We start from the raw sequence: 26,405 nt of genomic DNA on the forward strand, positions 1-26,405 counted from the left end.
ACCAGCTTGGTCTGTTCCGGAAACGCCGTATCTTCCCCGCCGTTCCAGCGGTTACAAATGACAGCATTCCATTCGCCGTCCGGCAGTTTCTCCAGCGTCGTGCCCACGCAAAAGCGCAGGTTGCCGAACTGGATTTGCAGCACATCATCCGACAGCGTGACGGTATACAGCGGATCTGTGATCTGCACGAGGTCGGTCTGGTAGATCTCTGCACCCATGAGGAAAACCGGTTCCGGCAGCCAGCAGTCCGACGGCACAGCCGCCTCCTCCGCCGAAACCAGCGGCATGGTCTGAGGGTAGCAGACACGCATCTGGTCGGCATTTTTGGTCAGGCACAGTGTGCTGAGTGTCCGGATGCCCTCCGATTGCAGCCACGCTTTCACATATTTCGGGTTGCGGTATCCGCCTGTCAGATCGATGACATCGGTTCGCCCTTGGTAAGCGATCACCACGACGGCGTCTTTTTTCTGCCCCAGCACCGTCACTCGAAAGACACTGCGCTCGCCCATCTGATAGGCGGTCTGTCCGGCATACAGCAGGACAATGGAAATTGCCAGCGCTGCGGCGGTGGTGCGCTGCCGTTTTTTCAGAAAGGCCACCAGCACCGCAAATCCTATAAGCAGGCACACCAGCAGCGGCAGCAGCTTCCACCCTGTGGGAAACATCGCCGGAACCAGCCGCTGTAATCCGTAGGAAAACAGAAGCAAAATCCGGTACATCAGACGCAGCAGCACCGCAGCCGGTTTCAGCACAAGCCCGACGCCGCCTGTGAGAAATACGATCACGGCAATCAGCAGCATCCCCGTGCAAATTGGCACAAGAAGCAGGTTGGCAATGGGCGAGATAACGGAAATCTCCCGAAAGTACAGCAGCGTCACCGGAAAAATCGCCAGCGAAACGCAGCACAGCGATACCAGATTCTGAAGCAGTTTTGTGCCGAAATGCGTGCTGGAGATTTTCGCCGTCATCCACGGAGCAAACACCCCGATGCCGAATGTTCCTGCCATGGACAGCAGAAACGAGGCATCCCCCATGAGATAGGGATTGCCCAGCGTCAGCACGACACCGGCAATGCACAGGGAGTTGAGGGTATCCGCCCGACGGTACACCAGCGGTGCGCTCTGCACCAGCAGGAACATCAGTCCCGCACGCAAAATAGAAACCGGTGTATCTACCATGAGCGCATAGGCGGCCGTCCACAGCGCCGTGCTGCAAAACTGCGGCCAGCGCCGCAGGTGTAGCCGTCTGCCGATCCACTGCCAGACCGATAGGAACAGCACCAGATGTAGTCCGGAGACTGACACCACATGGCTGATGCCGTGGTGGGCAAACAGGTTCTTGGTTTCGTCCGGCAGCGTGGAACGTGTCCCTAGAAGCATGGCGCTCACCAGACCGCCCGCCTCTGTTCCGGCAAACATGCGGATGCGCAGAGAGATGCGCTCCCGGTATGCATGCAGCCACCGCACCAGTTTTCCGTGATCGGTAGGTGTCAGCCGCACACTGGCATCGCTGTCCGCCTGTAGGAAGATTCCCTTGCTTCGGTAATAGGATGCTCCGTTCCAAAGATAGGAATCCTCCGGCACAGAAAACGGACCGGCAATTTTCAACGTATCCCCATACTGTGCGCCGAGGTCATCGGTATAGACCAGAACTTTGGCACGGGTACCATCTGCAAACGCCCCTTTCACCTGATATTGCGCCCGATCTCCATCGTACTCCGTCACCTGCGTGACACTGCCGGAAAATGTCGTGATCTTGCCGTCATACTCCATCACCGGCTGACAGACCAGCACCGTGTAGAGCAAAACTGCCCCCACTGCCAGTCCCATCGCACCGCCGGCGCAGAGTGCCTCCTTTGCAGGAATCTGCCGAAATAGACGGAATGCTCCCAGCAGCATCCAAGCTGCCGGAAGCAGACACATCACGACGGAAAGCTGGCAGGACACTGCGAGGAAGAGTCCCAGCAGCCATGGAATCCCAATCCACACCATTTTCCGTTTCATATGCACCGCCGATTCTCAGTCTTTGAAAAACAACGGAAGCTTTTCCAGATAAATCAGGTCATCCCGTGAAGCCGCATCGCCCTCTGCCAGCGGTGCGGCATTTCCAGCCACCGTTCCGCCGGCGGACTGCACCAGCTGATGCAGTGCCCGCAGGGAATCCCCTGTGCTGACCACGTCATCTACCACCAGAATCCGCTTTCCACGCATCCAGGCAGCCTTGTCGCCGTCCAGATAGAGCGTCTGCACTGCTGCCGTGGTGATGGACTTTACCTGAACCGACAGGACATCGGTCATATAGCCCTTGACGGACTTTCTCGCCACGATATACGGCACACCCAGCTGACGGGACATCTCATAGGCAAGGGGAATGCCCTTGCTCTCAGCGGTCAGGATATAGTCGCACGCCGGCACACGAGCTGCCAGCTCTTTTGCACACGCCTCCGTCAGTTCCACATCGGAGAACAGAATGAACGCTGCAATGTCCAGCTTGTCGCTGATGGAACAGATTTTCAGCTCCCGTGTCAGTCCGGCAATGTGCAAAGTATAGTATGCTGCCATGTGTGCCCCCTTATTCTTCCACCGGCTGGACGGCATCTGCGCCCCAGCCCATCTTCACGCCTGCCAGCATATGGAAGTGCAGGTGGAACACCGTCTGACCTGCGTTTTCACCGCAGTTGGTGACGATGCGGTAGCCATCTGTCAGCCCCTGATCTGCAGCGATCTTGGCAGCTACCTCATAGATGTGTGCCACCACTGCCGAATTTTCCGGCGTGATCTTGGCAGCGCAGCAGATGTGCTGCTTCGGGATCAGCAGGTAGTGAACGGGAGTAATGGGATTGATGTCCTTGAATACGTAGACGGTATCGTCCTCGTAGACTTTAGTGCTGGGAATTTCTCCCGCAATGATTTTACAAAACAGGCAGTCTTCCATGCGGATTAGTCCTCCTTCACAAATTCTGCGGCAATGGCATCCAGTGCCAGCAGCGCTTCATCGACCATATAAGTTTTGCCAACGCCGGCCATTGCGCTGTCCGGCTTTCCGCCGCCCTTACCGCCGGTGATAGCAGCCACTCTCTGTACGATCTTTCCGGCGTGTGCGCCCTTCTGCCGGGCAGCTTCGGAGCATGCGCAGACCAGATTGCCCTTTTCGCCGCTGACGCTTGCCAGAACAGCGATAACCGGTTCCTTCATATCCTTGATGGTATCGCCCATCTTCCGCAGAACTTGCGGAGTCGTGCCGTTGAGCATTGCCGATACGACCTTGACGCCGGAAATCTCCTTGGCGTTGTCGAAGATGACAGCCATCTTGGCATCGGAGATCTTCTGGTTCAGTGCCTCGATCTGGCGATCCTTTTCCTTGCACTCTGCCATCAGGGATGCACAGTGTGCTGCCAGATCATTGGTGCTGCTCAGCTTCATTGCCTTGGCAGCAGATGCCATGGTTTCCTCATAGGATGCCAGCAGTTCCAGAACGCCGGTGCCGGTTACCGCCTCGATACGGCGCACGCCGGAAGCCACCGAGCTCTCCGACAGAATCCGGAACAGTCCCAGCTTTGCGGTGTTGTCCACATGGGTACCGCCGCAGAACTCAACGGAGTAATCGCCCACGCTGACAACCCGAACGATATCGCCGTACTTCTCGCCGAACAGTGCCATTGCGCCCAGCTTCTTTGCCTCTGCGATAGGCAGTTCCTTGGTAACGACCGGAATCGCCTCCAGAATCTTCTCGTTGACCAGTGCTTCTACCTGCTTGATCTCCTCAGCAGTCAGTGCGGAGAAGTGGGAGAAGTCGAACCGGCAGCGTGTATCGGTGACCAGCTGGCCAGCCTGATGAACATGGTCGCCCAGAACAGTGCGCAGTGCAGCCTGCAGCAGGTGCGCTGCGGTATGGTTGCGCATGGTCTTGCGGCGCTTTTCGGCGTCGATCTTTGCAGAGACGCTCTCGCCGACCCGAATCTCGCCCTCTTCTACCATACCAAAGTGCAGGAAATGGCCGTCCTCTGTCTTGCTGGTGGTTTCCACGGAGAATGTGCTCTCCGGTGTTGCAATAACGCCGGAATCGCCGATCTGTCCGCCGCTCTCTGCGTAGAACGGGGTGCGATCCAGAACCACCACTGCGGTTTCGCCCTCAGCAACTGCATCCACTGCTTCGCCGTCACGGAATACGGCAATGACCTTTGCTTCCTCTGCCTCGCTGGTATAGCCGGTGAAAACAGTCTTGGGCGCATCGATCTTCACGCTGTTGTCTGCCCAGGAAGAGCCTGCCTTATTCTGATAGTCCTGACGTGCTCTGGTACGCTGTTCCTCTACCAGTGCAGCAAAACGGTCACGATCGACAGAAACGTCCTGTTCTGCGGCGATTTCCTCGGTCAGGTCAATGGGGAATCCGTAAGTATCGCTGAGCTTGAACGCATCCTCGCCGGAGATCACGGTCTTGCCTGCTTCCTTGAGCTGTGTCAAAATGCCGGACAGCAGGTCGAAGCCCTTGTCCACAGTCTTGGCAAAGGTCTTTTCCTCCTCCTCTACGATCTTGCGGATGTATGCCTTTTTCTCCTCCAGTTCCGGATAAGCAGAGGCATTCTCGTGGATGACTGTTTCTACCACTTCGTACAGGAACGGCTTCTTGATGCCGATGAGTCTGCCGTATCTTGCGGCACGGCGGAGCAGACGGCGGAGCACATAGCCACGGCCGGCATTGGACGGCATAACGCCATCGCCGATCATGAATGTGGTGCTGCGGATGTGGTCAGTGATGACACGGAGTGCCACATCAGTCTTGTCATCCTCGTTATAAGTCACACCGGCGATCCGGCAGACGTGCTTCATAATATTCTGAACGGTGTCGACCTCGAACAGGTTGTCCACGCCCTGCATGACACATGCCAGACGTTCCAGACCCATGCCGGTGTCGATGTTCTTGTGTTCCATTTCAGTGTAGTGGCCGTTGCCGTCGCTGTCGAACTGGCTGAATACCAGATTCCATACCTCAACATAACGGTCGCAGTCGCAGCCAACGTGGCAGTCCGGCTTGCCGCAGCCCTTTTCCGGACCACGGTCGAAGTAGATCTCCGAACACGGGCCGCAAGGACCGGAACCGTGTTCCCAGAAGTTGTCCTCTCTGCCCAGACGAACCATGTGGTCTTCTGCCACACCGATCTGCTTCGTCCACATGTCATAGGCCTCGTCATCGTTTTCAAAGACGGATACATACAGCTTATCTGCCGGCATCTCCAGCACCTTGGTGAAGAACTCCCAGGCCCATGTGATTGCCTCGATCTTGAAGTAATCGCCGAAAGAGAAGTTACCCAGCATCTCAAAGTAGGTGCCGTGGCGTGCGGTCTGACCAACACGTTCAATATCCGGTGTGCGGATGCACTTCTGGCAGGTAGTCACACGGGTATTCGGCGGAACAGCCTGTCCCAGAAAATACTTTTTCAGCGGTGCCATACCAGAGTTGATGAGCAGAAGGCTCTTGTCCCCCTGCGGAATCAGCGAGAAGCTGGGGAGACGGGTGTGTCCCTTGCTCTCGAAAAATGACAGATATTTCTCTCTCAATTCATTTACGCCTTGCCACTTCATGTCGTTTCAGAACTCCTTTGCAAATTAAAAATAGAAAAAGGCCCTCGCCGCCAAATGGGACGAAGGCCTTCGTGTTACCACCCAAGTTCGGAAATAGTACACCTATTTCCCTCTTGCGCTTTAACGCAGCACCTACGTTCCGATTTCTCAGAAAGGCTCACGGGTAGCACCTGCCGTCCGCTGAAACGTTCTCACCCAACACGTTCTCTCTTTGCAGCAGCCAGGACAGTTATTCCGCTCTGCGCCCTTAACTTCTATTCAGTTACTTTTTCTAGTATACCAATTTTTTTCGGCAATGTCAACTGTTTTTTTGGAAAAAGCCATGCGCTCAAGCATTTTCCTTGTTTCTGCGCTCCAGCAGTGCCTTGACCTTGGCATTCGGGTCGATGACCTTGCCGATGGAAACATCGTGGTTCAGCGCAGCGATGTAGTAGGACAGGTACTTGGTGCAGTCTACCTCGTGGAACCACGGGCGGGACAGCAGTGCCTTTGTCCGGTAAGTCAGGTTTGTGCCGAACACAGCGTCAATGTATCCGTCCTCATATGCCTTGTCGAACTTCTCCAGTCCGTTGACGAACAGACCGTAAGTTGCATAGCAGAAGACACGGCGAGCCTTGCGTTCCTTCAGCGCATAGGCGATATCCAGCATAGACTCACCGGAGGAGATGATATCATCAGCGATAAATACATCCTTGTCCTCTACGGAGTTGCCCAGATACTCGTGTGCCACGATGGGGTTATGACCATTGACGATCTTCGCATAGTCACGGCGCTTGTAGAACATGCCCATCTGTACGCCCAGCATAGAGGCATAGTACATATTGCGGTTCAGTGCGCCCTCATCCGGACTGATGACCATGAATTCATCCGGTGTGGTCTTCAGATGCGGAATGGTCTGGAACATTGCCTTCAGAACCTGATAAGAGGGCATCATGTTGTCAAAGCCCATGAGCGGGATGGCGTTGTGTACCCGGGGATCATGCGCATCTACGGTCAGGATATTATCAACGCCCATGCGCTCCAGCTCCTGCAGGGCGCATGCGCAGTCCAGAGATTCTCGGTAGTTCCGGCGGTGCTGACGGCCGCCGTACAGGATCGGCATGATAACGTTGATACGGTGTGCCTTACCGCTGGCTGCCTGAATGATACGCTTCAGATCCTGATAGTGATCGTCCGGAGACATGCCGTTTTTCTGATCGAACATCTGATACTTGATATCATAATTTCCTACATCTACGAGAATGAACAGATCCTTGCCACGGATGGTGGACTTGATCAGTCCCTTGCCGTCACCTGAGGAAAAGCGGGGGCACTCGCAGTCGATCAGGAATGTATCCCAGTCATAGCCGCCCTTGTGCGCCCAATCCACCAGATAATGGTCGATCTTCGCAGCCATTTCCTCTGTGCCGCTCATTGCAATCAGGCCAAGCGGAGCTACGCTTGTCCCATGATTAAACAAAATGTCTGATGCTGATACCATAATTTAACCTCTTTCTATTTTATTTGCAGGCAGGCTGCAAATTTTTCACGCCGAAAAGTGATACCGTAAACAGATTCTTACTTGCAGAACGTGTCCACGTAATGGTCAATATCCGCAGCAATGATTTCCTTTGCCGCATAGACATCCTCGACTTCGTCCACCGCCGTGCTCTTATGTTCCAGCTCCTTGTAAACCTGGAAGAAGTGCACCATTTCCTCAAAGATATGCCGTGGCAGGTCATCGATGTTGTGATAGGAATTATAGGTCGGGTCGTTGCACGGAATTGCAACGATCTTGTCGTCCCGCCTGCCGTTGTCGATCATGTGAATGACACCGATGGGATAGCACCGCACCAATGTCATGGGATTCAGCTGCTGCGAACAGAGCACCAGCACATCCAGCGGGTCGCCGTCATCGGCATAGGTTCGCGGAATAAAGCCATAGTTTGCCGGATAGTGGGTCGAAGTGTAGAGAATGCGATCCATTTCCAAAATGCCGGTTTCCTTGTTCAGCTCATACTTGACCTTACTATTCTTCGGAATCTCAATGACTGCGACAAACTCATCCGGTGTAATGCGCTTCGGGTTGATATCGTGCCAGATATTCATCTTTTTCTTCCTTTCTGTCGAACTGCGGAGATCCGCCGTCATATGTCACATAGTTTAAGTATACCATTTTTTCGAGTTTTGTCAATACAGGCATTTTGAATTTTCTTCGTTTTTCCGAATTTCGCTGTTTTTACCGAAAGCGAACAGAAATCCGCCTGCGGATTTTGCAGAAAAGTCACAGGAGCCACTTGCCAAATGCAGAAAAAAGTGATATAATGAAAAATATATGAAGAAAAAGCACTGTGCGCATCTGTTTTTTCCGAAGCAGCTGCCTGCATGCGAAAGGAGCAATTTATGAAAAAAGATTCCCGAACCTCTCAGCGATCCAAGAAATCCAAGCAGCTCGTGTATGTGCTGCTGCCTTTCGTCCTTCCGCTCTGTCTGATCGCCATCGGTATCCTGCTCATGGTCAATGAAACGCTGATCGACAAGCTGTTTCTCGGACTCGGCATTCTGGGAGCACTGATCGGACTGGTGGAAGTCGTCATCTACGCCTCCCGCCGAAAGTATGAGGTGCAGCCCCAGTATCTGGTGAATGGCATCATCTGGCTGGTCGTCGGCGCAGCGCTGATTCTGATTCCCTTTACCATCAACCGGTTCATTCCGGTGCTGATCTCCCTGTGCGTGATCGCCAGCGGCATCTCCGGCGTCATGAACACTCTCACCTTCCGCAAGGAAGGTGCCACCATCTTTGTTCCCGTACTGTTCGCCGTCACCAACATTGTCCTCGGCGCATTCCTCTTCATCTATGTGATGTGGATCAACAAGAGCGCCGGCTATTCCGTCATCGGCATTCTCCTCATCATCAGCGGTGTCATCCGCATCGTCAACGAGATCCTGGCACGGACTTCTGTTCCCAAGGCAGCGCAGGTTGTGGAAACCTCCTATACTGAAACCGCCACAGCGTCTGCGGCGCAGGACACCGCTGCCGCACCGGAGGATCACATCTCCCAGCCGGAACAGGAACAGCAGTCATGATCACCGCCAACTACCACACCCACACAGCACGGTGCCAGCACGCCAAAGGAGAGGACAGGGCATATGTGGAGGAAGCCATCGCAGGCGGTCTGAAAGTTCTCGGCTTCTCCGACCACTGCCCATGGGTTTTTCCGAAAGAATATGTGTCCCGCACCCGCATGCGTCCGGAGGAACTGGACGATTATTTCACCTCGCTGGAACAGCTGCGGCGGGAGTACGCCAGAGATATCACCATTTACATCGGCTTCGAGGCGGAGTACGTTCCCGACATGATGGAGGAACAGCGCCGTCTGCTGGAGGGCTACCCCATCGACTACCGCATTCTTGGCGAGCACTTCACCGAGAATGAGATGCACTCCGTCTACACCGGTTTTCCCTCAAATGATGCAAGTGCCCTGCAGCGCTATGTTGATCTGGTCATCGAGGCGCTGGAAACCGGCGACTACCTCTATCCGGCGCATCCCGATCTGATGCACTTCACCGGTGCAGACGAGATCTATGACGAACAGTTCCGCCGGCTCTGTGTCTACTGCAAGAAGAAGCAGTTCCCCCTGGAAATCAACCTGCTGGGACTGGTGGAGAGTCGGCATTACCCCTCCCGCCGGTTCTGGAAAATTGCCGAAGAGGTGGGAAATTCCGCCATCATCGGCTGCGATGCCCACACGCCGGATCGGCTCTCCAATCAAAAGTACATCCGGATGTGCGAGGATTGGGCAGCACAGTTCCACCTGCCGCTGGTGCAGATGCTGCCGAACTTCGGCACAAAATAAACCGATGCCTATAAACGCAGACAGCTGCCGTTTTCCAAAGCGAAAACAGCAGCTGTTTTTTATGCGTATGGTATTGTTGCAGTTATTCGTACCGCAGCGCATCAATGGGGTTCAGGTTCGCTGCCTTGATGGAGGGAATCAGTCCAAAGACAATGCCAACCACCATGGAGAATACCACAGAAACCACAATGGAGAGCGAACTGATTGCCACAGGTACCGAGGCAATGCGGGAGATCAGCTGCGCCAGTGCGATGCCAATTCCCACACCGATGATGCCGCCGATGCTGGTGAGCACGGATGCCTCTGTGAGGAACTGTGCCAGAATGCTGTGTTTTTTTGCGCCGATCGCTTTTTTCAAACCGATCTCACGGGTGCGCTCTGTCACGGAAACCAGCATAATGTTCATGACGCCGATACCGCCCACCAGCAGGGAGATGCTGGCGATCCAGATCAGCATGGTGTTGGTGGAAGAACTCAGCTCCTGCAGGGATTTTGCCTGTCCCAAAAGATCCTCGCTCTTGTACTGAATCTTCGCCTCGCTGTCCGAATTGCCGGTGCTCTGAATGGTGGCGTTCATCAGGTCTGCCACTTTTTTGCCCACAGCAGGCATGCTGTCCGTATCAGCAGCTTTCGCCAGACAATTTTCCGGCTCGTCGTACTGGTAGACGATGGGCCACGAGTTGGTGGGAATGAACATCTTTCCGCCGGAAGAGCCCATATAAGTCCAGTAGTCCTCCTCGGAATTGATGACCGGTTCAAAAGCGCTGCTTTCTGTCACAACCCCCACAATGGTAAACGGCTCGCCCTGAATGTCGATGACCTGTCCAATGGGGCTCTCTCCTGAGAACAGGCTCTTCACCGCTGTGTTGTCCAGAATGACCGCCTTGCGGTTATCGGTGTACTCCTTTTCTGTGAAGCCCCGTCCCGCCTGCACGTGATATCCGGCCGTGTCAAAATACGTGCTGTCCACGCCGTACATTGCGCCGTTGAACGCCGTGTTCCGGTAGAACACGTTGTCGCAGTAGCTGCGTGACCGATAGAACGAAACCGACTCCACATCGGCGACCTCTGCGATCTTCTCCTTGACGCTCTGAGGGAGCACCGGCACATTTGCCGGCGAGCTCTGATAGCTGAAATCATAGGTGCCGTCCCCCTGATACAGCTGCACCTGCACCGTATTATTGCCGGAGCCGATCAGGTTGTTTTTGATCTGCTCATTGGTTCCCTTGATGGTAGAAACAATGGCGATGATGGCAGCAATGCCGATGATAATGCCCAGCATCGTCAGAATGGAACGCACCTTATGTGAAAAAATGCCCTGTAAGGACAAACGGATATTTTCCAACATATCTTCCGACACCTCCTGTCAATTGTTCTCTTCCTTGACGGCAGCACCCTCTGCCACGTACTTGCCGTAGGGGAAACAGATCTCGTCCGAACTGTCAATGCCGGAAATGATCTCAATGGAGTATCCGCCATAGACGATCTTACCCGTCTGAACCGTCTGCTTTTCCAGCGTGTTCTCCCTGGACTTTTTCATCACGTAGTACCGTCCGTTCTCCTGCCGCACATAACTCATGGGCAGATAGAAATGGTCGCTTTCCTCTCCGCTGGAAAAGCTCAGCGAAACCGAATCGCCCACAGAGAGATTGGTGTCTTCTGTCACGGCTGCCTGAAACGGATAGGCGCTGTTGTTGGGATTCTCTCCGCCATAACTCTGGGAATCATAGGACGTTGGGGCGGTTTCGATCTTTGTCACCTCTGCGGAGACCACCTCGCCGGTTTCCCAGGAGTTGACGCTGATGGTTGCGCCGACGGTCAGCTTGTCCAGATTCATCTCGCTGACCGTTCCCTGAATCACAACACCGCCGCTTCCCTTTACCACAAGATACGGCTCGTTGGACTGGAGATCCTCCGCTGACTTCGCCACCTTGGTGACAACGCCGTCGATCTTGCTCAGCTCCTGCGCATTCTTCTGTTTTTCCTCGGCGCTCTCATAGTCGATCTTTGCCTTTTTCTGGGCAATTTGCAGAGACTGGATCTGAATCTCCTGCTCCTTCACTCTCTGCTTCAGTTGTTCTCTGGTGTACAGATAGTTTTCCGAATTGCTGCTCGCCAGCGGTACGATTGCTGCCATGGGGCGAATCACAGCAGTGGGGAGCATCTCCGCCGGTTCGCTGGAAGCGGGCGCTTCCGTGGTGTCTGCGGGTTCTGTGGAGGACGGCTCTGTGGTATCGGTGGACGGCTGGGTGGTAGCGGGCTGTGTCGGATCTGTCACGTTTGATGCCGGATCATAGGTGAACGTTCCGCCCACCTGCAGTGTCCCGAACCAGTTTCCGCTGCCACGAACCTGCACACCGCCGTCATCGGTCACGGTGATCTGTTCGCCCAGCGTCCAGTCTGTGAGTGTCACGGTTCCCAGCGCATCCCCACGCACCAGCCATGCATACAGCGCTGTTGTGGCATCTGCATTGTAGACTACAAATACAGCGCAGCCCTTGCCGGTTTGCAGCTGCTCTAGTGCTGCCTTGCGCACCACGGTTTTTCCGCTGCAAACAAACTGGTAGGGATCGTCTGCGGTACCGGTACCGGTTGCTGCCTGTGTCATAGCGGTGATCTCCGCCTGCGGTTTCCCAACGGGTTTGATATCGTCATCGGAATCGTCCGAATCGTCATCATCCGGAAAATCGGGGAAATCACCATCGTCCGGATACGCCGGCGCTTCCTCAGAAGGGCGGAGCTGCTTGAGCCGTTCCAGCTCTTTCTGCGCCTTTCGCACATTGTCCTCGGCAACGGCGAGCGCCGTCTTTTTCTGCGCCACATCCAGTGCAACAGCAGTCATATCATAATCCAGCAGCGGTGTGCCCTTGGTAACCTTGTCGCCTTCCTTGACGAGGACTTTCTCCACCATCTGGCTGCTGCTCAGAATTACATTCTGGACATCGCCGGAAATCACCGTGCCGTCCATGCTGATGCCATCACCCCAGTAGTAATCCATGAGGTTGGCGACAGGTGTTACGGCGACCTTATGCTTGGCTGCCTGCCGTGCACGGTAATAATACGCACCGCCTGCACCACCGCCTGCCAGCACTGTCACGCTCAGGATGACCGCCAGAATCTTTTTTCCCTTTGTCATGATGCCTCACCCTCCTGTTCTGTTTCGGAAAAGCTGCCGTTTTCCAGCCTGCCGTCCCGAATGGTCACCACACGTTCTGCATGACCAGCAATTTCTGGTTCGTGGGTAATCATAACAATGGTAACGCCCTCTGCGTGAAGCTGATGAAACAGCTCCATGATCTGTTCGCCGGAACGGGTGTCCAGTGCGCCGGTCGGCTCGTCCGCCAGCAGCAGTCTGGGGTGACTCACCATCGCCCGTGCAATTGCCACACGCTGTTTCTGTCCGCCGGAGAGCTGCGTGGGGCGGAACTGCACCCGTTCCGCCAGTCCCACACGTTCCAGCATCTCCCGTGCCCGCACCAGCCGGTCTTTCTTTCGCACGCCGGCATAGAGCAGCGGAAGCGCCACATTTTCCAGCACGGACTGGCGGGGCAGCAGGTTGAAATTCTGAAAGACAAATCCGATCTTCTGGTTGCGGATGTCTGAGAGCTGGTTGTCGCTGCACTGCGTCATATCCCGTCCGTCAAAGAAATACGAACCGCTGGTCTGCTGATCCAGCAGTCCGATGATATTCATCAGTGTGGACTTGCCGGAGCCGGATGGTCCCATGATTGCCAGATATTCCCCCTCTGCCACATCGAGATCAATGTGATGCAGCACGGGAACTTGTTCTTTTCCCTGCAAATAGGATTTGCAGATGTCATGCAGTTCAATTACCATCGCTCTCACCGCCTTCTTCCGGCTGGGCTGCGTCAGCTGCTCCACTGTCCTCACCATCGATCAGGTAGCTATCATCTATACTGGGGTCCACGCCGTCTGCAGCGCTGTCTTCTCCACCGGAAATTACGCTGCCGTCCTCGCCGTAGATCCCGCCGTCACCGCCGATGTCCACAGGGTTGCCGTTCTCATCGTACACACTGCCGTCCTGAATATCGCCGTCATCCTGCTGAGAGATCTCGTCAGCATTGGTGGTGGTGCGCATGCCCTCCTGATAGTCGTCCGCCGGAAATGCAATGAGGTCGTCCTCGGAGAGTCCGCTGGCGATCTCGCAGTCGCCCATGCTTTCGTCGCTCTCGCCCAGCGTCACCTTCCGCTTTTCCAAGCGTCCCTTATCATCTGCTGCCCAAACATAACTCCCGCCGTCATCATCGGTCAGCACATAGTCCTGATAGAGCCAGATACCGCTCTTCTCCACGGTGCTTCCAACCTCCGGTGTCACCAGCAGATGCTGTCCCAGCATCAGTCCCTCGCCGGAATCCAGCTTGACATAGAACGGATACTTGGAAGTGGTCGTCATCTCATCACTGGAACCGTAGTACATGTTGTTGTTGGAACTGGTTTCCGCCTCCGAGCTGATCTCCGAGATGGTGCCGCTCCACGTGTCATCATTGATGCGGGAGTGCGCCGTCATCGCCTCATCCTTGGAGAGCATGTAGACGTTCTGTTCATTGGCGTTGCACTTGACACGAAATTCGCCGTCAGACATCACCTTCATCAGCACATCACCGCCCTCGCTCTGCAGCTGCTCTGTGGTCTTGAGGGACTGCACCGTTCCGGCGATGTCCGAGGTGATGGTGGCGTGGTCAATGGTATTCTGAAGCTTTTCCAGCTCGATTTTCTTGGTCTTGATGTCATACTGCGTCTTGGCAATATCCGTCTGGAGGGACTGGATCTGTGTGGTATAGGAGAGCTGGTCGTCTGCGCTGGCGTTTTTCTTCTCGCTCTCCAGCTGGCTGATCTGCTGCTGGCTGGAGCTGATCTCGTTCTGCATCCGCTCGATCTCCACATTGCCCTGCGCCAGTTCCAGCTGCATGGACTCCACATCATAGGTGAACAGCGGTGCGCCGGCATCAACATGGTCGCCCTCCTGCACCAGAACCTCGGAAATGGTCTTGCTGGTGTCCACCTTGATTTCCTTGGTCTCCTGCGGCACGACCACGCCGGAAAACTGCATGTCGGAAATCACAGCAGCAGCGGTATTTACATCGGAAACCGGACAAACATATGCCAGTCCGTCCGTATCCGTCTTCTTTTCGGCATGATGCCAGATCAGCACGCCAGACACACACACGGCAGCAGCTGTCGCACAAGCCGCTGCACCAATGAGAATCTTCTTTGACTTTTTCATATCCCATCCGTTCCTTTCTGTCACCGGGTCAGAATCAACTTCTCTGTTTTATCCGTTGCACATATCATACAACAGTGAAACCAGTATAGCATAGTTCCAGCACCTTGTCAAGAACTATTCGTGGTTTTCGCAAAAATATTCTATGAAAATAAGAGCAGTTTTTGCCTGCCAAAAACTGCCCCTTCTTCGCTATGCACGCACGCTTTCATGTGCGTATTTCTCATACAAAAAACCAGCAGTCCCCTCTGCCCAGCGATAGTTGGTCATATACTCGCCGGAGAATGCCTGCACTGCTGCTGCATCCCCATGCAGCAGGTGGTAGTAATCGCACTCTACCAGCGCCACATCAATCGCCATGCTGCCCCAGTTCTTCCGGATGATCTCCTCTGCGCCAGCCTCCCGCAGCGCACGGAGCATGCAGGAGATCACGGTTTGCACCTGCTTTTGCAGCGAGTGGCTATTCTCCGAGGCATCCCAGAGAATGGCGCTCAGCTCTGCCGTTTCTACATTGGCGCCGTTCCGGTCGATGAGATACGCCAGACATTCCTTCGCCTTTTTGCGGGAGAAGTGCACCGTTTTTCCGTGTACGAAAATCTCAAAGTTTCCGAATGTCTGCACATAGATCGGCGCCTGTCGCAGTGAAGCAAGCACCGGATTGCGCAGATTTTCCAGTTCCTCCTGCACCGACTCCTCCCCCAGCGGTTTCAGCAGATAGCCGCTGGCACGCAGCCGGAACGCCTCCGGCATATAACGGGTATACCCTGTGGCAAAAATCAGATTGATCTCCGGAAACTGTGCTTTCAGCTGCTGCGCCAGCTCCAACCCGCCCACTTTTGGCATGTGAATGTCCAGAAACGCCACATGAATGACGTGCGCCTTTGCATATCGCATGGCTGCCTCAGCGTTTCGAAAGGCGTGTACCTCTGCGCCCGGTGCAGCTGCACAAATCACAGACACCGCATGTTCCAGCGCCATCCACTCATCATCCACCGCAATAATCACCATTCCACCCGTCGCTTCCTTTCAGCCGTCCAAATTCGACATCTATTATACCACAAGCATTTTTAGTTGTCAACCTTTTTATTCACAATTTTGGTTGATTACGCAAAAAATGCTCCGATGTCGCCACCGGAGCACATTGAAACCGTCTCATTTTCTACACAGTTTCGACGCAGATGTCAACCATTTTCCTTTCCACGCATACAGCACCATGGAAACTGCGCCAATCGTCCAGGAGATGGGATACAGCACATAGACGCCCCGGCTGGAGCCGAACTGAGGCACGGCAAGCTGAATCCAGAAAATGCGGAACACGCAGAACGAAAACAGCAGCACCACCATAGGCGGAATACTCTTTCCCGTTCCACGCACCGTTCCCACCAAACCGTACAGAATGCTCAGCAGGAAATAAAAAGGGCAGAAATAGCGCATCACCTGTTTTCCGCTCTCGATCACCGCCGTATCATCCGTGAACAGGCGCATGACCGGTTCGGAAAAAATGGACAGCAGAATGCCCAGCGCCACAGTATACACCAGCCCGATCAGCAGCGTGACCCACATTCCCTTTTTCACACGGTCGATTTTTCCGGCGCCATAGTTTTGCCCCACAAAGGTGGTGCTCGCCATGCTGATGCTCAGCACCGGCAGGATATTGAACCCGTCAATTTTCAGGTAAGCGCCGAAGCCCGCCATTTCCGTAGCACCAAAGCTGTTGACACTGGACTGAACCAGCACGTTGGAAAGCGAGATGACCATGCTCTGAATGCCAGCCGGAAGTCCCACTTTCAGGATTCGAATTGCCACGTTTTTCTGGATGCGAAGCCGACGCAGGGAAACCCGATAGTCCGCTTTAGTACGCATAAGGAACGCCATTGCCAGCACACAGGAAACCAGCTGGCTGGCATCCGTGGCGATAGCTGCGCCCTCAACGCCCATATGAAAACCCTCAATCAGCAGAATGTCCAGCGCAATGTTGACAACAGACGCAACGCCCAGATAGAGCAGCGGACGGCGGGAGTTCCCTGCCGCATTGAGAATACCCGTCGCCATGTTATAAACCACACTGCAAATCAGACCGCCGGAGTACACCTGAAGATACCGCACAGAATCTTCCAGCACATCCGCCGGCGTCTGCATCCAGATCAAAAGCTGACGGCTCAGGAAAATACCCGCCACCGTCAGCACCAGCCCCAGAATGCCGGCGATGGTCAGCGCCGTGTGCACCGCTGCACGCAGGCCACGCTTATCCTTTGCGCCGATGTACTGGGACACCACCACGCCGGCACCCACGGAAGCCCCCTGGCTAAAGGCGATCAGCAGGTTGATCAATGCTGTGCTGGAGCCCACCGCCGCCAGCGCATTGCTGCCCACATAGTTTCCCACAATAATGGAATCCACGGTACTGTACATCTGCTGGAGCAGATTGCCCAAAATGAGAGGAACGGAAAATACCACGATCTTTTTCCAGATTGCCCCCTCCGTCATCAGGTCGGAGCGTTTGGCAGTTCGGCTGGTGTCCACTGTTTTTTGCTGCATATGCTGTCACTCGTCTCTCTTTCATCAGAAACAGCGGCTCTCCGAAGAACCGCTGTCGATCGTTTTGCTTCTATTTTTTCAAACACTTTCATTATAGCGGATATTTCCGGAAATGTCAAATTTTGCGCCGCTCACTTCTTATTCAAATCTAACTCTTGATTTTTCCACAAGGGACGTTCTATAATAAATGTACACGACAAAAAATGCAAATGCTCCGCTTTCTCCAGAGCGGCTGCAAAGGAGCAACAACATGGAAAACGACTACCTCATTCAAAAGAAACCCGCTGCCGCCCTGCTGCTATTCTCCCTCCCCATGATTCTGGGGAATCTGTTTCAGCAGTTGTACACCATGGCGGATTCCGCCATCGTCGGGCGATACGTGGGAGAACAGGCACTTGCTGCGGTGGGTGCCTCTTATGCGCTGACAAACATCTTCATCTGTGTGGCAATCGGCGGCGGCATCGGCGCATCCGTCATTGTCAGCCGTTACTTCGGCGCCAAGGAATACGCCCGCATGAAGCTCGCCCTCTACACTGCCTGTCTGGCGTTTCTGGGCATAAGCATCCTGCTGGGCGGTGCGGGACTCGCCTTTAGCCAGGGAATTATGCGCCTGTTGAAAACGCCTGCCGATGTTCTGGACATGGCGGTGGAGTACCTGAACATCTACTTTCTGGGACTGCCCTTTCTGTTCCTGTACAATGTACTCTCCTCCATGTTCAACGCACTGGGGAAATCCCGCATTCCCCTGTATTTCCTCATCTTTTCTTCAGTATTCAACGTGGTGCTGGACGTTCTGATGGTCACAAAATTTCACATGGGAATTGCCGGTGTGGCGTGGGCAACACTGATCGCACAGGGCATCTCTGCAGTGCTCTCTTTCGTGGTTCTGCTGCGGGAACTGCGTCAGTTCCCCTGCAAAAAATCCGGCGTGTTCAGCTGTCCTGAGCTGCTGCGCATGACACGCATCGCCCTCCCTTCCATTCTACAGCAGTCCACTGTTTCCATCGGCATGATGCTGGTACAGTCCGTGGTAAACAGCTTTGGTTCAGAGGCGCTGGCAGGATTCTCAGCAGCAATGCGGCTGGAATCCATCTGCATCGTTCCCATGGCAGCCATTGGCAATGCCCTCTCCTCGTTCACCGCACAGAATCTGGGAGCCAAACAGCAGGAGCGTGTAGTAAAGGGCTATCATGCAGCGAACTGGATGGTGCTGGTCTGTGCTGCCGTTATCTGTCTGAGTCTGGAATTTCTGCACCGTCCGCTGGTGGCGCTGTTTCTGGGGACAGACGGCACAGATGCCGCTTTCTCCACCGGCGAGGGCTACCTGACATTCATGGGATGGTTCTTCTGCCTGATCGGCTGGAAGATGGCGGTAGACGGGCTGCTCCGAGGTGCCGGCGACATGAAAATGTTCACCGTTGCCAATCTGGTCAACCTCTCCATCCGTGTGATATTCGCATTCACCATGGCACCGCGGTTCGGTATCCAGATGGTCTGGGTGGCTGTCCCCATCGGCTGGCTCTCCAACTTCGTCATCTCCTTTTCGGAGTACTGCACACAGAAGTGGCGCAAAAGGGCATAACAGACAAAACGCTGCCGCACAGAAAGCAGACCTGTGCAGCAGCTTTTTTAGAGCTTGTGTTCGTAGGAAATATATGCGGATTTTCGAGCAAATTTTTTTGCAGACAAGGCAAAAATTTGCAGGCATACTTTCGTATGGCAAGAATTTTTAACGCAGTATGCAACAAAATTTGCCGAAAAGACGTAGATAGACGCCTATGAACACGAGCTCTTATTCCGCAGAGTCCATATTGCTCGTGATTCCCGCACAATGCCTGACGCATAAGCGCCAAGTCAAAGGCATCCAAAGTGCCGTCCCCGTTCCAGTCGGCACGGGACGGGTTCTCCATGACCGGCGATTCGCCGAGAAGAAATTCCTGCAAAACCGCTGCATCCTGCCCGTCAAACACGCCGTCCCCGTTAACATCGCCGGCAACGGATTCCGGCGGCTGCTGTACTTCTTCTCCGCAGACCACGCAGGTGCCGGAACCGTTCTCGCAGATGTGGGAATAGCCAGCTGTTTTCGTCTGTATTTCCCCGTCCGGTGTGAGCTGGTAGAACGTCGCCTGATCGCCGTTTCGCACATACCAGACGACATTGCCCTGATACACCACCGGCTGGCAGTCTGAGAGGTCGCCCTCAAAGCAGACTGTATCGGCATCCTCCCCGTCCGAGATCATGGCATAGACGGTGTGATTGGGGACATAACTATAATAGTTGTTATAGCCGGAATAGCCGATATACTCGCCGGTTCTGACGACGTTCATCTCGCTCCACAGCAGAACAAACTTGCCGTTTTCCAGCGTCACAAGCTGCGGAGTGGAAGCGGACTTGCCGTCCGCCTCGGCGTATTCCGTACACTGATAGTTGGTATAGCTGCCGTCCTTCTTGTCAATCATGGAGAAGCAGATGTTCCGGTATTCCGGCAGAGTGTACATTTTGCCGTCAAAGCTGCCCTTGCTGCTGGAGGAATAGTGATACCGCTTTTCTCCGGCGTACGTTGTGCGCTCCTCGGCATCATCCACAGCGTTATAGGCGATGAGGTACTGGTCATCCATGCAGGCAAATCCGCCGACAGAAATGCCCGTGCTGTTTCCGCTTCCGGCCGGGACAAGGGTCTGCAAATATTCCACCCCATTGCTCTGGAAGGTGCCGGCGGAAATGTCCGTGGGATAGCGCATAAAGATCACGCCTCTGCCATAGGCATCCCCGTGGTCTGCGGTCACAAGAGTGCCGTTGTCCATCTGGAGAAACTGGTTGAAGGAATGGCTGACATAGCCGTGGTTCATGTTCTTGGTGTCTGTGAAATAGTCCGTCACGGTCATCTCCGCCATATTCACCTGAAATGTGAAGTTGGACTGGTGGTATACACCGCCTGAGTTGTACATCTCGTGACAGGTGCGCACCAGAAGATACGTGCCGTCATCGGCCATACGGGCGCTGCCGGCGCTGAACGGAACGGTGGTATCCGCACCGTACACCCCGCAGCTCCCGAGGCGATTCCAGTTCCTGTCGTACTTGGTGACACGGAACACCTCCAGATCATCGTCCTCTTCCCGTGTCCCGCTGCTGTCGGTCGCCTGGCTCTGTCCGGTGAGAATATAGTAGGCATCCCCCGCCGCATAGAATCCGCCGAAAAGCGGCAGCTCCTGCGCAATCCGCACGGCACACAGCGGCTGGAAATCGCTGCTGTAATACTGTGCGATATAATAGCCCTCCTGCAAATCCGCCTGAACCTGCATCAGTGTCCCATCGCTACACGGCGTCAAAAACGACTGCATGGTCTGCGCCCAGCGCATGTAGTTCTGTGCCTCTTCGTTGGTGCCGGTGTAGGCATGGCAGACTGCCGTATCGGCAGTCGTTTCTGCCAGTACCGCCTGTCCAGCCGTGGCAAAGGGCAGGAGCAGTGCTGCCACGGCAATGCCAACGGTTCGCTGTAAAAATCGCTTCATAAGATACGCCTCCTTATGAGTTATGTTTCATTCTTTTCTGCTTACAAATTCACGCATTTCACAAAATAAGAATAGCATATTTTTTCAAAAAAGTCAACAAACTCACAAAAGCCGCAGGATTTTGACGTGAGAGACGGGCAATGACGTTCGTTGGCGCAATTTCCTCGTTCTTGACTTTTTCTGGGTTTTATGCTATACTAGAGCATATTCACACAAAATGAAATGCACGTCTTTTCGGCAAAATTTTACGCCAACTGCGTTAAAAATCCTTGCCATACGAAAGTATGCCTGCGGATTTTTGCCTTGTTTGCATAAAATTTTGCTCGAAAATCCGCACAAGCATTTTGTGCGAACACACTCTGAAGCGTATTCTGAAACAAATTGGAATGCGATCAAACCGATTCGGTTGGAATGGAGAATACAGCATTATGTGGTTGATTCGTGTTTTTATGGTAGCTCTGGGCAAGCTCATCATCGGGCTGATGCGCCTATTTCACTTTCGGGGCGGCAATCTGCCAGGAATCATTCTTCAGGCACTGCGGAAAAACTGTCTGGAGATCTTTCAGGTAGAGTGCCCCATCATTGCCTGCACCGGCACCAACGGCAAGACCAGCGTCACCAATTTCATCGGGCACCTCTTTCAGAAAGAGGGCAACAACATCATCACCAATCCGGAGGGCAACAATCTGGATACCGGTATCTGCTCCCTGCTGCTGAAGCACTGCACCATGACCGGAAAGGTCAAAGCGGATTATCTGGTGCTGGAGGTGGACGAGTCCCACGTGCCGGTGGTCTTTTCCCAGCTGAAGCTGGAGTCGCTGGTGGTGCTGAACTTCTTCCGTGACCAGCTGGACCGCAACGGCGAGATCGAAACGCTGATTCTCAAGGTACAGCGGTTCTGCGAGACATTCGAGGGCAACCTGTTCCTCAATGGGGACGATCCCAACGTGGTGCGTCTGGGCTATGCCAATCCCAGCAACCAGAAAAATGTCCATTATTTCAGCGTGGCAAGATACGCCAACGCCACCGACTCCCTCTACGAAGTGGGCGACGGCATGTTCTGCCCCCTCTGCAAGGAGGAGCTGGTCTACGATTATTACCAATACTCCCACATCGGCAGATTCCGCTGTCCCAAGTGCGGATACGGCAACATCACGCCGTATGTCCGGACCGCCAACGTGGATCTGAAAAACTATCAGTTCACCGTGGACGGCAAGACCTACCAGACCCCGTACAACAGCATTTATTATATGTATAACATGTGCGCTGTGTATGCCGTGGCAAAGTTCTACGGCTTCGACGAGGAGAACATCCGCAACACATTCCAGACGCTCAAAGTCAACAACGGCAGAATGGAGGAGTTCCGGGACGGCGAGAGCCGCATCGTGCTGAATCTGGCGAAAAACCCCGTCGGCGCAAACATGACACTGCGCACCCTCAACGAGATGGAGGGCGAAAAGGAACTGCTGTTCGTTCTCAACGACAACATCGAGGACGGCTGCGATGTATCCTGGATCTGGGATATCAATTTCAGCATTTTCCGGAATGTCAGCCGTGTTGTGACCAGCGGAAGCCGTGCCTATGACATCGCCATCCGCATCAAGGTGTCCGGCTATGATGCCAAGAAGATCACCGTCATTCCGGACATTCAGGCAGCATCGGACGAATTTCTCTCCACCACCGGACAGAAGTTCGCCATCGCCAACTACAGCGCAGTCCAGCCCGTGAGAGCTGCCCTGAAAAAAGCCATCGAAGGGAAAGCGAGAAAAAATGGTTAAACTGAACGTTCTTCACATGTACCCCGATCTCCTCAATCTCTACGGCGACGGCGGAAACATGGAAATTTTGAAATACCGCTGCGCCATGCGGAACATTGAGTGTCAGGTGGACAAGTGCGACATCGATCAGGACATGCAGGACTTCTCCGGCTACGATATGATCTATCTGGGGGGCGGTGCCGATCTGGAACAGAACATCGTTTCCAGTGCTCTGATGAAGAGCAAAGACGGCATCCGGCGTGCCTATGAAAACGGCGCATTCCTGCTGATGATTTGCGGCGGCTACCAACTCATGGGACAGTTCTACCGGGACTCCAACGGCACGGAAACACCGGGCGTGGGGCTGTTCTCCTACTATACCACGGCATCCACCAACAAATCCGCCCGCTGCATCGGCAACATCATCATTGATGCCAATCTGGGCGGCAGGCAGACACGCATCATCGGCTTCGAGAACCACGGCGGCATGACCGAACACGTGGAAACACCGCTGGGCAGAGTGCTCTACGGAAACGGCAACGTCAGCGGCGGTACGTATGAGGGCTACTTCGAAAAGAATGTCATCGCCACGTACCTCCACGGCCCGCTGCTCTCCAAAAATCCGGCGGTCGCCGATTATATCATTCAGTACTGCATGGAACGGAAGTTAGGGTATCCGGTCACATTGCCGCAGTTGGATGATACCATTGAGGAAGAAGGACGGGAAGTGATGTTCCAGCGTCTTTTGAAAGAAAACGCAGAATAGGAACCTGTTTTCACAAGCGTATACAAGTGTCTTGTGAAAACAGATCCTAAAAAACAATGGGGCTGATTCAGGTGATGAGTGCGCCCTGTTTTTATGATAAATCATAAAAAAGAAGCCAAAAGCAATGAAAACAGGAGGAAAACTATGCTAGAACTCAAAGGCATCCAGAAGGATTACCCGGCCGGCGAAAACACCGTGCACGCCCTCAAGGGCATCGACCTGAAGTTCCGCAAGAGCGAACTGGTCTCCATTCTGGGGCCGTCCGGCTGCGGAAAGACCACCATGCTGAACATCATCGGCGGACTGGATCAGTACACCAGGGGCGACCTCATCATCAACGGACGCTCCACCAGGGACTTCCGGGATCGGGACTGGGACACTTACCGCAATCATTCCATCGGCTTTGTCTTTCAGAGTTACAACCTGATTCCCCACCAGACCGTCCTGCAAAACGTAGAATTGGCGCTGACGCTCTCCGGCGTTTCCAAGGCGGATCGGAAAAAGCGGGCGAAGCAGGCGCTTGAGGATGTGGGACTGGGCAACCAGCTCCACAAAAAGCCCAGCGAGATGTCCGGCGGACAGATGCAGCGTGTCGCCATTGCCCGTGCACTGGTCAACAATCCGGACATCATTCTGGCGGACGAGCCGACCGGTGCACTGGACACCAAGACAAGCGTACAGATCATGGACATCCTCAAGGAGGTCTCCAGGAATCGTCTGGTCATCATGGTCACCCACAACCCCGAATTGGCGGAGCAGTACTCCTCCCGCATCATCCGGATGCTGGACGGTGTGATCACAGATGACACTGCACCGCTCTCGGACGAGGAAATTCAGGCGGAACAGGCGCAGGACGCTGCTGTACAGTCCGGCGGAAAAAAGAAACAGCGCCGGCCGTCCATGTCGTTTTTCACGGCGTTCTCCCTGTCTCTGAAAAACCTCATCACCAAAAAGGGACGCACCGCACTCACCGGTTTTGCCGGAAGCATCGGCATCATCGGCATCGCCCTGATTTACGCCGTGTCCCAGGGATTTTCCACATATATTGACGAGGTGCAGGAGGATGCGCTCTCGTCCTACCCTCTCACCATCGAAAAGACCAACACCGATCTGAGCGCCGTCATGGAGACATTCATGGGCAAATCCAGTTCCGATTCCGGCCACAGCGACGACGCCGTGTATGAGCACTCCTCCATGTATGATATTGTCAAGGCGATGAACAACGCCGACAGTTCGGAAAACGACCTGAAGTCCTTCAAGACCTATCTGGAAAAGAGGTATAGCGACAAGGAATCCGACCTGCATCAGGCAATGAACGGCATCCAGTATTCTTACGACCTGAACCTGCTGGTCTACACCAAGAATGTAGACGGCACCATCATTCCCTCCGATGCCAATCAGCTGCTTCAGGAACTGATGCTGAAATATATGCACGTGGACGTTTCCTCTATGATGAAGATGTCCGAGAACTCCGGCCTGATGAGCAGTTCCCTCATGTCCTCCATGGGCGGAATGTCCGGTCAGGTTTGGCAGGAGATGCTCTCCGGCGATGACGGACAGCCCATCAACAGCCTGCTGAAAAAGCAGTACGACGTGGTATACGGCGCATGGCCGGAGAACTACAACGAGATCGTTCTGGTGGTGGACGAAAACAACGAACTGGATGACACCACGCTGTACACACTGGGACTGAAGCCGGAATCCGAGATGGGCGAGGTAGTCAGCGCCGCCGCAGACGGCTCCAAGCTGGAGGACAGAACCTCCGGCAAGTGGACTTATGACGAACTCTGCAACATGGAATTCCGTGTCATCCTCAACTCCGACTGCTACCACTACGACGAAAATACCGGACTGTACTCCGACCTGCGGGACACCGACGCCGGCATCAAGTACCTCTATGACAATGCGATCCCGCTGAAAATTACAGGCATCATCCGCCCGAGCGAGGATGCACAGTCCACCATGCTCTCCGGTTCCATCGGCTACACCAGCGCCCTGACCGATTACGTCATCGAGCACAGCCGGAACGCTGATGCCATTCAGGCGCAGCTGGACGACCCCTCCACCGATGTACTCACAGGGCTGCCTTTTGAGGAGGCAACCGGCACACGCTCCGATGCGGACAAAACCGCAGCATTTCGGGAGTATGCAGAATCGCTGGACGAGTCCAAGCAGGCAGAGCTGTATGTCCAGATGATGGGCACGCCCTCCGAAGAGGAACTGCAAACTCAGACCGAACAGACGCTGCAAAGCATGTCCCGTGCAGATATGGAATCTGCACTGACACAGGCGATGGTACAGCAAATGGGCATGAGCGAGGAGGACGTTTCGTCTTATCTGGAATCCATGGGCGACGACGAGCTGAACGACACCATGTCGCAGATGGTACAGGAACAGATCAAGGCGCAGTACGCCCAGCAGGTACAGCAGCAGATGGCATCGGCGCAGCCGCAGGAGCTTGCTGCCGGATTCCAGAACACCCTGAAAACCATGACCGACACACAGGGTGCGCTGTACTATGACACCATTATGACGTTCTCCGATTCCACCTATGAGGACAACCTGACACAGCTGGGCTATGTGGATCTGGACATGCCCTCCGCCATTAACCTCTACGCCTCCACCTTTGAAAACAAGGATGTCATCGAGGACGCCATCTCGGAATACAACGACTCGGTGGACGAAATGGCGAAGATACAGTACACGGACTACATCGGCATCATGATGTCCTCCGTCACCACCATCATCCACACCATCAGCTATGTGCTGATCGCATTCGTTGCCATCTCTCTCATCGTGTCCTCCATTATGATCGGTGTCATCACGCTGATCTCTGTACAGGAGCGCACCAAGGAAATCGGCATTCTCCGTGCCATCGGCGCATCGAAGCGGGAGGTTTGCAGCATGTTCAATGCGGAAACCATCATCATCGGATTGCTGTCCGGTGTGCTTGGCGTGGCAGTCACCTACCTGCTCTGTATTCCCATTAACATGATCGTGCAGCACCTCACAGGAATCCCCAACCTCCGTGCATTCCTGCCGGTTCCCACGGCAATCATTCTGGTGGCAATCAGCGTTGCACTGACGCTGATCTCCGGATTGATCCCGTCCAGAAGCGCAGCAAAGAAAGATCCGGTGGTTGCACTCCGCACCGAGTAAGGCATTCCAAACA

At 54.4% G+C, this 26,405-nt stretch carries 19 protein-coding genes; 6 read left to right on the forward strand and 13 right to left on the reverse strand.

The window, feature by feature from the left end; genetic code table 11:
- The 6 genes from QZL66_RS04480 to QZL66_RS04505 form a co-directional block, all read right to left on the reverse strand.
- The coding region (locus tag QZL66_RS04480; protein WP_293601855.1) for a ComEC/Rec2 family competence protein at positions 1-2,003 on the reverse strand (2,003 nt) is incomplete at its 3' end.
- Positions 2,004-2,018: 15 nt separating this feature from the next.
- Positions 2,019-2,561 (reverse strand): phosphoribosyltransferase family protein, encoded by a 543-nt coding sequence (locus QZL66_RS04485; RefSeq protein ID WP_022410549.1) that lies wholly within the window; start codon positions 2,559-2,561, stop codon positions 2,019-2,021.
- A gap of 10 nt (positions 2,562-2,571) precedes the next feature.
- Positions 2,572-2,934 carry a histidine triad nucleotide-binding protein gene (locus QZL66_RS04490; protein WP_022410550.1) on the reverse strand — a complete coding sequence of 121 codons (363 nt, stop codon included), beginning with the start codon at positions 2,932-2,934 and terminating at the stop codon, positions 2,572-2,574.
- A gap of 5 nt (positions 2,935-2,939) precedes the next feature.
- Positions 2,940-5,582, reverse strand: coding sequence for an alanine--tRNA ligase (gene alaS, locus QZL66_RS04495; protein WP_022410551.1), 2,643 nt, complete (start codon positions 5,580-5,582; stop codon positions 2,940-2,942).
- Between the two features lie 328 nt (positions 5,583-5,910).
- Complete coding sequence (locus QZL66_RS04500; protein WP_022410552.1) at positions 5,911-7,062, reverse strand: ribose-phosphate pyrophosphokinase; 1,152 nt, start codon at positions 7,060-7,062, stop codon at positions 5,911-5,913.
- Between the two features lie 77 nt (positions 7,063-7,139).
- Positions 7,140-7,670, reverse strand: a complete 531-nt coding sequence (locus tag QZL66_RS04505) for an inorganic diphosphatase (protein WP_022410553.1) — start codon at positions 7,668-7,670, stop codon at positions 7,140-7,142.
- A 294-nt stretch (positions 7,671-7,964) separates the two neighbouring features.
- On the opposite strand from QZL66_RS04505, the gene QZL66_RS04510 reads away from it, so the two are divergent.
- Together QZL66_RS04510 and QZL66_RS04515 are read left to right on the forward strand one after the other, a co-directional pair.
- Positions 7,965-8,648 (forward strand): DUF308 domain-containing protein, encoded by a 684-nt coding sequence (locus tag QZL66_RS04510; RefSeq protein WP_022410554.1) that lies wholly within the window; start codon positions 7,965-7,967, stop codon positions 8,646-8,648.
- Positions 8,645-9,418: a histidinol-phosphatase gene (locus QZL66_RS04515; protein WP_022410555.1), complete on the forward strand. Its 774-nt coding sequence runs from the start codon at positions 8,645-8,647 to the stop codon at positions 9,416-9,418. The genes QZL66_RS04510 and QZL66_RS04515 overlap by 4 nt, the downstream gene beginning before the upstream one ends.
- A gap of 82 nt (positions 9,419-9,500) precedes the next feature.
- Here the strand turns inward: QZL66_RS04515 and QZL66_RS04520 are convergent, their stop codons facing one another.
- The 6 genes from QZL66_RS04520 to QZL66_RS04545 form a co-directional block, all read right to left on the reverse strand.
- Positions 9,501-10,766, reverse strand: a complete 1,266-nt coding sequence (locus QZL66_RS04520; RefSeq protein ID WP_022410556.1) for an ABC transporter permease — start codon at positions 10,764-10,766, stop codon at positions 9,501-9,503.
- An 18-nt stretch (positions 10,767-10,784) separates the two neighbouring features.
- Complete coding sequence (locus QZL66_RS04525) at positions 10,785-12,554, reverse strand: hypothetical protein (RefSeq protein WP_022410557.1); 1,770 nt, start codon at positions 12,552-12,554, stop codon at positions 10,785-10,787.
- A complete protein-coding gene (locus QZL66_RS04530) occupies positions 12,551-13,255 on the reverse strand; it encodes an ABC transporter ATP-binding protein (protein WP_022410558.1) in 705 nt (234 codons plus the stop codon). Before QZL66_RS04530 ends, QZL66_RS04525 begins: the two co-directional genes overlap by 4 nt.
- Positions 13,245-14,663: an efflux RND transporter periplasmic adaptor subunit gene (locus tag QZL66_RS04535; protein ID WP_022410559.1), complete on the reverse strand. Its 1,419-nt coding sequence runs from the start codon at positions 14,661-14,663 to the stop codon at positions 13,245-13,247. The genes QZL66_RS04530 and QZL66_RS04535 overlap by 11 nt, the downstream gene beginning before the upstream one ends.
- Before the next feature lie 189 nt (positions 14,664-14,852).
- Complete coding sequence (locus tag QZL66_RS04540) at positions 14,853-15,668, reverse strand: response regulator (RefSeq protein WP_022410560.1); 816 nt, start codon at positions 15,666-15,668, stop codon at positions 14,853-14,855.
- A gap of 144 nt (positions 15,669-15,812) precedes the next feature.
- Positions 15,813-17,198: an MATE family efflux transporter gene (locus QZL66_RS04545; protein WP_022410561.1), complete on the reverse strand. Its 1,386-nt coding sequence runs from the start codon at positions 17,196-17,198 to the stop codon at positions 15,813-15,815.
- 250 nt (positions 17,199-17,448) lie between these two features.
- Here QZL66_RS04545 and QZL66_RS04550 point away from each other — a divergent pair, with 250 nt between their 5' ends.
- Positions 17,449-18,780: an MATE family efflux transporter gene (locus QZL66_RS04550; protein ID WP_022410562.1), complete on the forward strand. Its 1,332-nt coding sequence runs from the start codon at positions 17,449-17,451 to the stop codon at positions 18,778-18,780.
- On the opposite strand, the gene QZL66_RS04555 is transcribed toward QZL66_RS04550, so the two are convergent.
- Entirely contained in the window at positions 18,731-20,710 is a 1,980-nt protein-coding gene (locus QZL66_RS04555; RefSeq protein WP_022410563.1) for a dockerin type I repeat-containing protein, read from the reverse strand. The genes QZL66_RS04550 and QZL66_RS04555 overlap by 50 nt on opposite strands.
- A gap of 428 nt (positions 20,711-21,138) precedes the next feature.
- Here QZL66_RS04555 and QZL66_RS04560 point away from each other — a divergent pair, with 428 nt between their 5' ends.
- The 3 genes from QZL66_RS04560 (at position 21,139) to QZL66_RS04570 (ending at position 26,392) form a co-directional block, all read left to right on the forward strand.
- Positions 21,139-22,488 (forward strand): MurT ligase domain-containing protein, encoded by a 1,350-nt coding sequence (locus tag QZL66_RS04560; protein ID WP_022410564.1) that lies wholly within the window; start codon positions 21,139-21,141, stop codon positions 22,486-22,488.
- Positions 22,481-23,233, forward strand: coding sequence for a type 1 glutamine amidotransferase (locus QZL66_RS04565; protein WP_022410565.1), 753 nt, complete (start codon positions 22,481-22,483; stop codon positions 23,231-23,233). Before QZL66_RS04560 ends, QZL66_RS04565 begins: the two co-directional genes overlap by 8 nt.
- Positions 23,234-23,377: 144 nt before the next feature.
- Positions 23,378-26,392, forward strand: coding sequence for an ABC transporter ATP-binding protein/permease (locus QZL66_RS04570; protein WP_022410566.1), 3,015 nt, complete (start codon positions 23,378-23,380; stop codon positions 26,390-26,392).
- The last annotated feature ends 13 nt before the right edge of the window (positions 26,393-26,405 follow it).

The organism is Ruminococcus sp. CAG:330, from assembly GCF_000437175.1.
Lineage (GTDB): Bacteria > Bacillota > Clostridia > Oscillospirales > Ruminococcaceae > Ruminococcus_C.

Excerpts from the sequence above, each read along its gene's own strand:
- QZL66_RS04485 (WP_022410549.1), bottom strand. The coding sequence starts at position 2,561 with ATGGCAGCATACTATACTTTGCACATTGCCGGACTGACACGGGAGCTG.
- QZL66_RS04490 (WP_022410550.1), bottom strand. The coding sequence starts at position 2,934 with ATGGAAGACTGCCTGTTTTGTAAAATCATTGCGGGAGAAATTCCCAGC.
- alaS (WP_022410551.1), bottom strand. The coding sequence starts at position 5,582 with ATGAAGTGGCAAGGCGTAAATGAATTGAGAGAGAAATATCTGTCATTT.
- QZL66_RS04500 (WP_022410552.1), bottom strand. The coding sequence starts at position 7,062 with ATGGTATCAGCATCAGACATTTTGTTTAATCATGGGACAAGCGTAGCT.
- QZL66_RS04505 (WP_022410553.1), bottom strand. The coding sequence starts at position 7,670 with ATGAATATCTGGCACGATATCAACCCGAAGCGCATTACACCGGATGAG.
- QZL66_RS04510 (WP_022410554.1), top strand. The coding sequence starts at position 7,965 with ATGAAAAAAGATTCCCGAACCTCTCAGCGATCCAAGAAATCCAAGCAG.
- QZL66_RS04515 (WP_022410555.1), top strand. The coding sequence starts at position 8,645 with ATGATCACCGCCAACTACCACACCCACACAGCACGGTGCCAGCACGCC.
- QZL66_RS04520 (WP_022410556.1), bottom strand. The coding sequence starts at position 10,766 with ATGTTGGAAAATATCCGTTTGTCCTTACAGGGCATTTTTTCACATAAG.
- QZL66_RS04525 (WP_022410557.1), bottom strand. The coding sequence starts at position 12,554 with ATGACAAAGGGAAAAAAGATTCTGGCGGTCATCCTGAGCGTGACAGTG.
- QZL66_RS04530 (WP_022410558.1), bottom strand. The coding sequence starts at position 13,255 with ATGGTAATTGAACTGCATGACATCTGCAAATCCTATTTGCAGGGAAAA.
- QZL66_RS04535 (WP_022410559.1), bottom strand. The coding sequence starts at position 14,663 with ATGAAAAAGTCAAAGAAGATTCTCATTGGTGCAGCGGCTTGTGCGACA.
- QZL66_RS04540 (WP_022410560.1), bottom strand. The coding sequence starts at position 15,668 with ATGGTGATTATTGCGGTGGATGATGAGTGGATGGCGCTGGAACATGCG.
- QZL66_RS04545 (WP_022410561.1), bottom strand. The coding sequence starts at position 17,198 with ATGCAGCAAAAAACAGTGGACACCAGCCGAACTGCCAAACGCTCCGAC.
- QZL66_RS04550 (WP_022410562.1), top strand. The coding sequence starts at position 17,449 with ATGGAAAACGACTACCTCATTCAAAAGAAACCCGCTGCCGCCCTGCTG.
- QZL66_RS04555 (WP_022410563.1), bottom strand. The coding sequence starts at position 20,710 with ATGAAGCGATTTTTACAGCGAACCGTTGGCATTGCCGTGGCAGCACTG.
- QZL66_RS04560 (WP_022410564.1), top strand. The coding sequence starts at position 21,139 with ATGTGGTTGATTCGTGTTTTTATGGTAGCTCTGGGCAAGCTCATCATC.
- QZL66_RS04565 (WP_022410565.1), top strand. The coding sequence starts at position 22,481 with ATGGTTAAACTGAACGTTCTTCACATGTACCCCGATCTCCTCAATCTC.
- QZL66_RS04570 (WP_022410566.1), top strand. The coding sequence starts at position 23,378 with ATGCTAGAACTCAAAGGCATCCAGAAGGATTACCCGGCCGGCGAAAAC.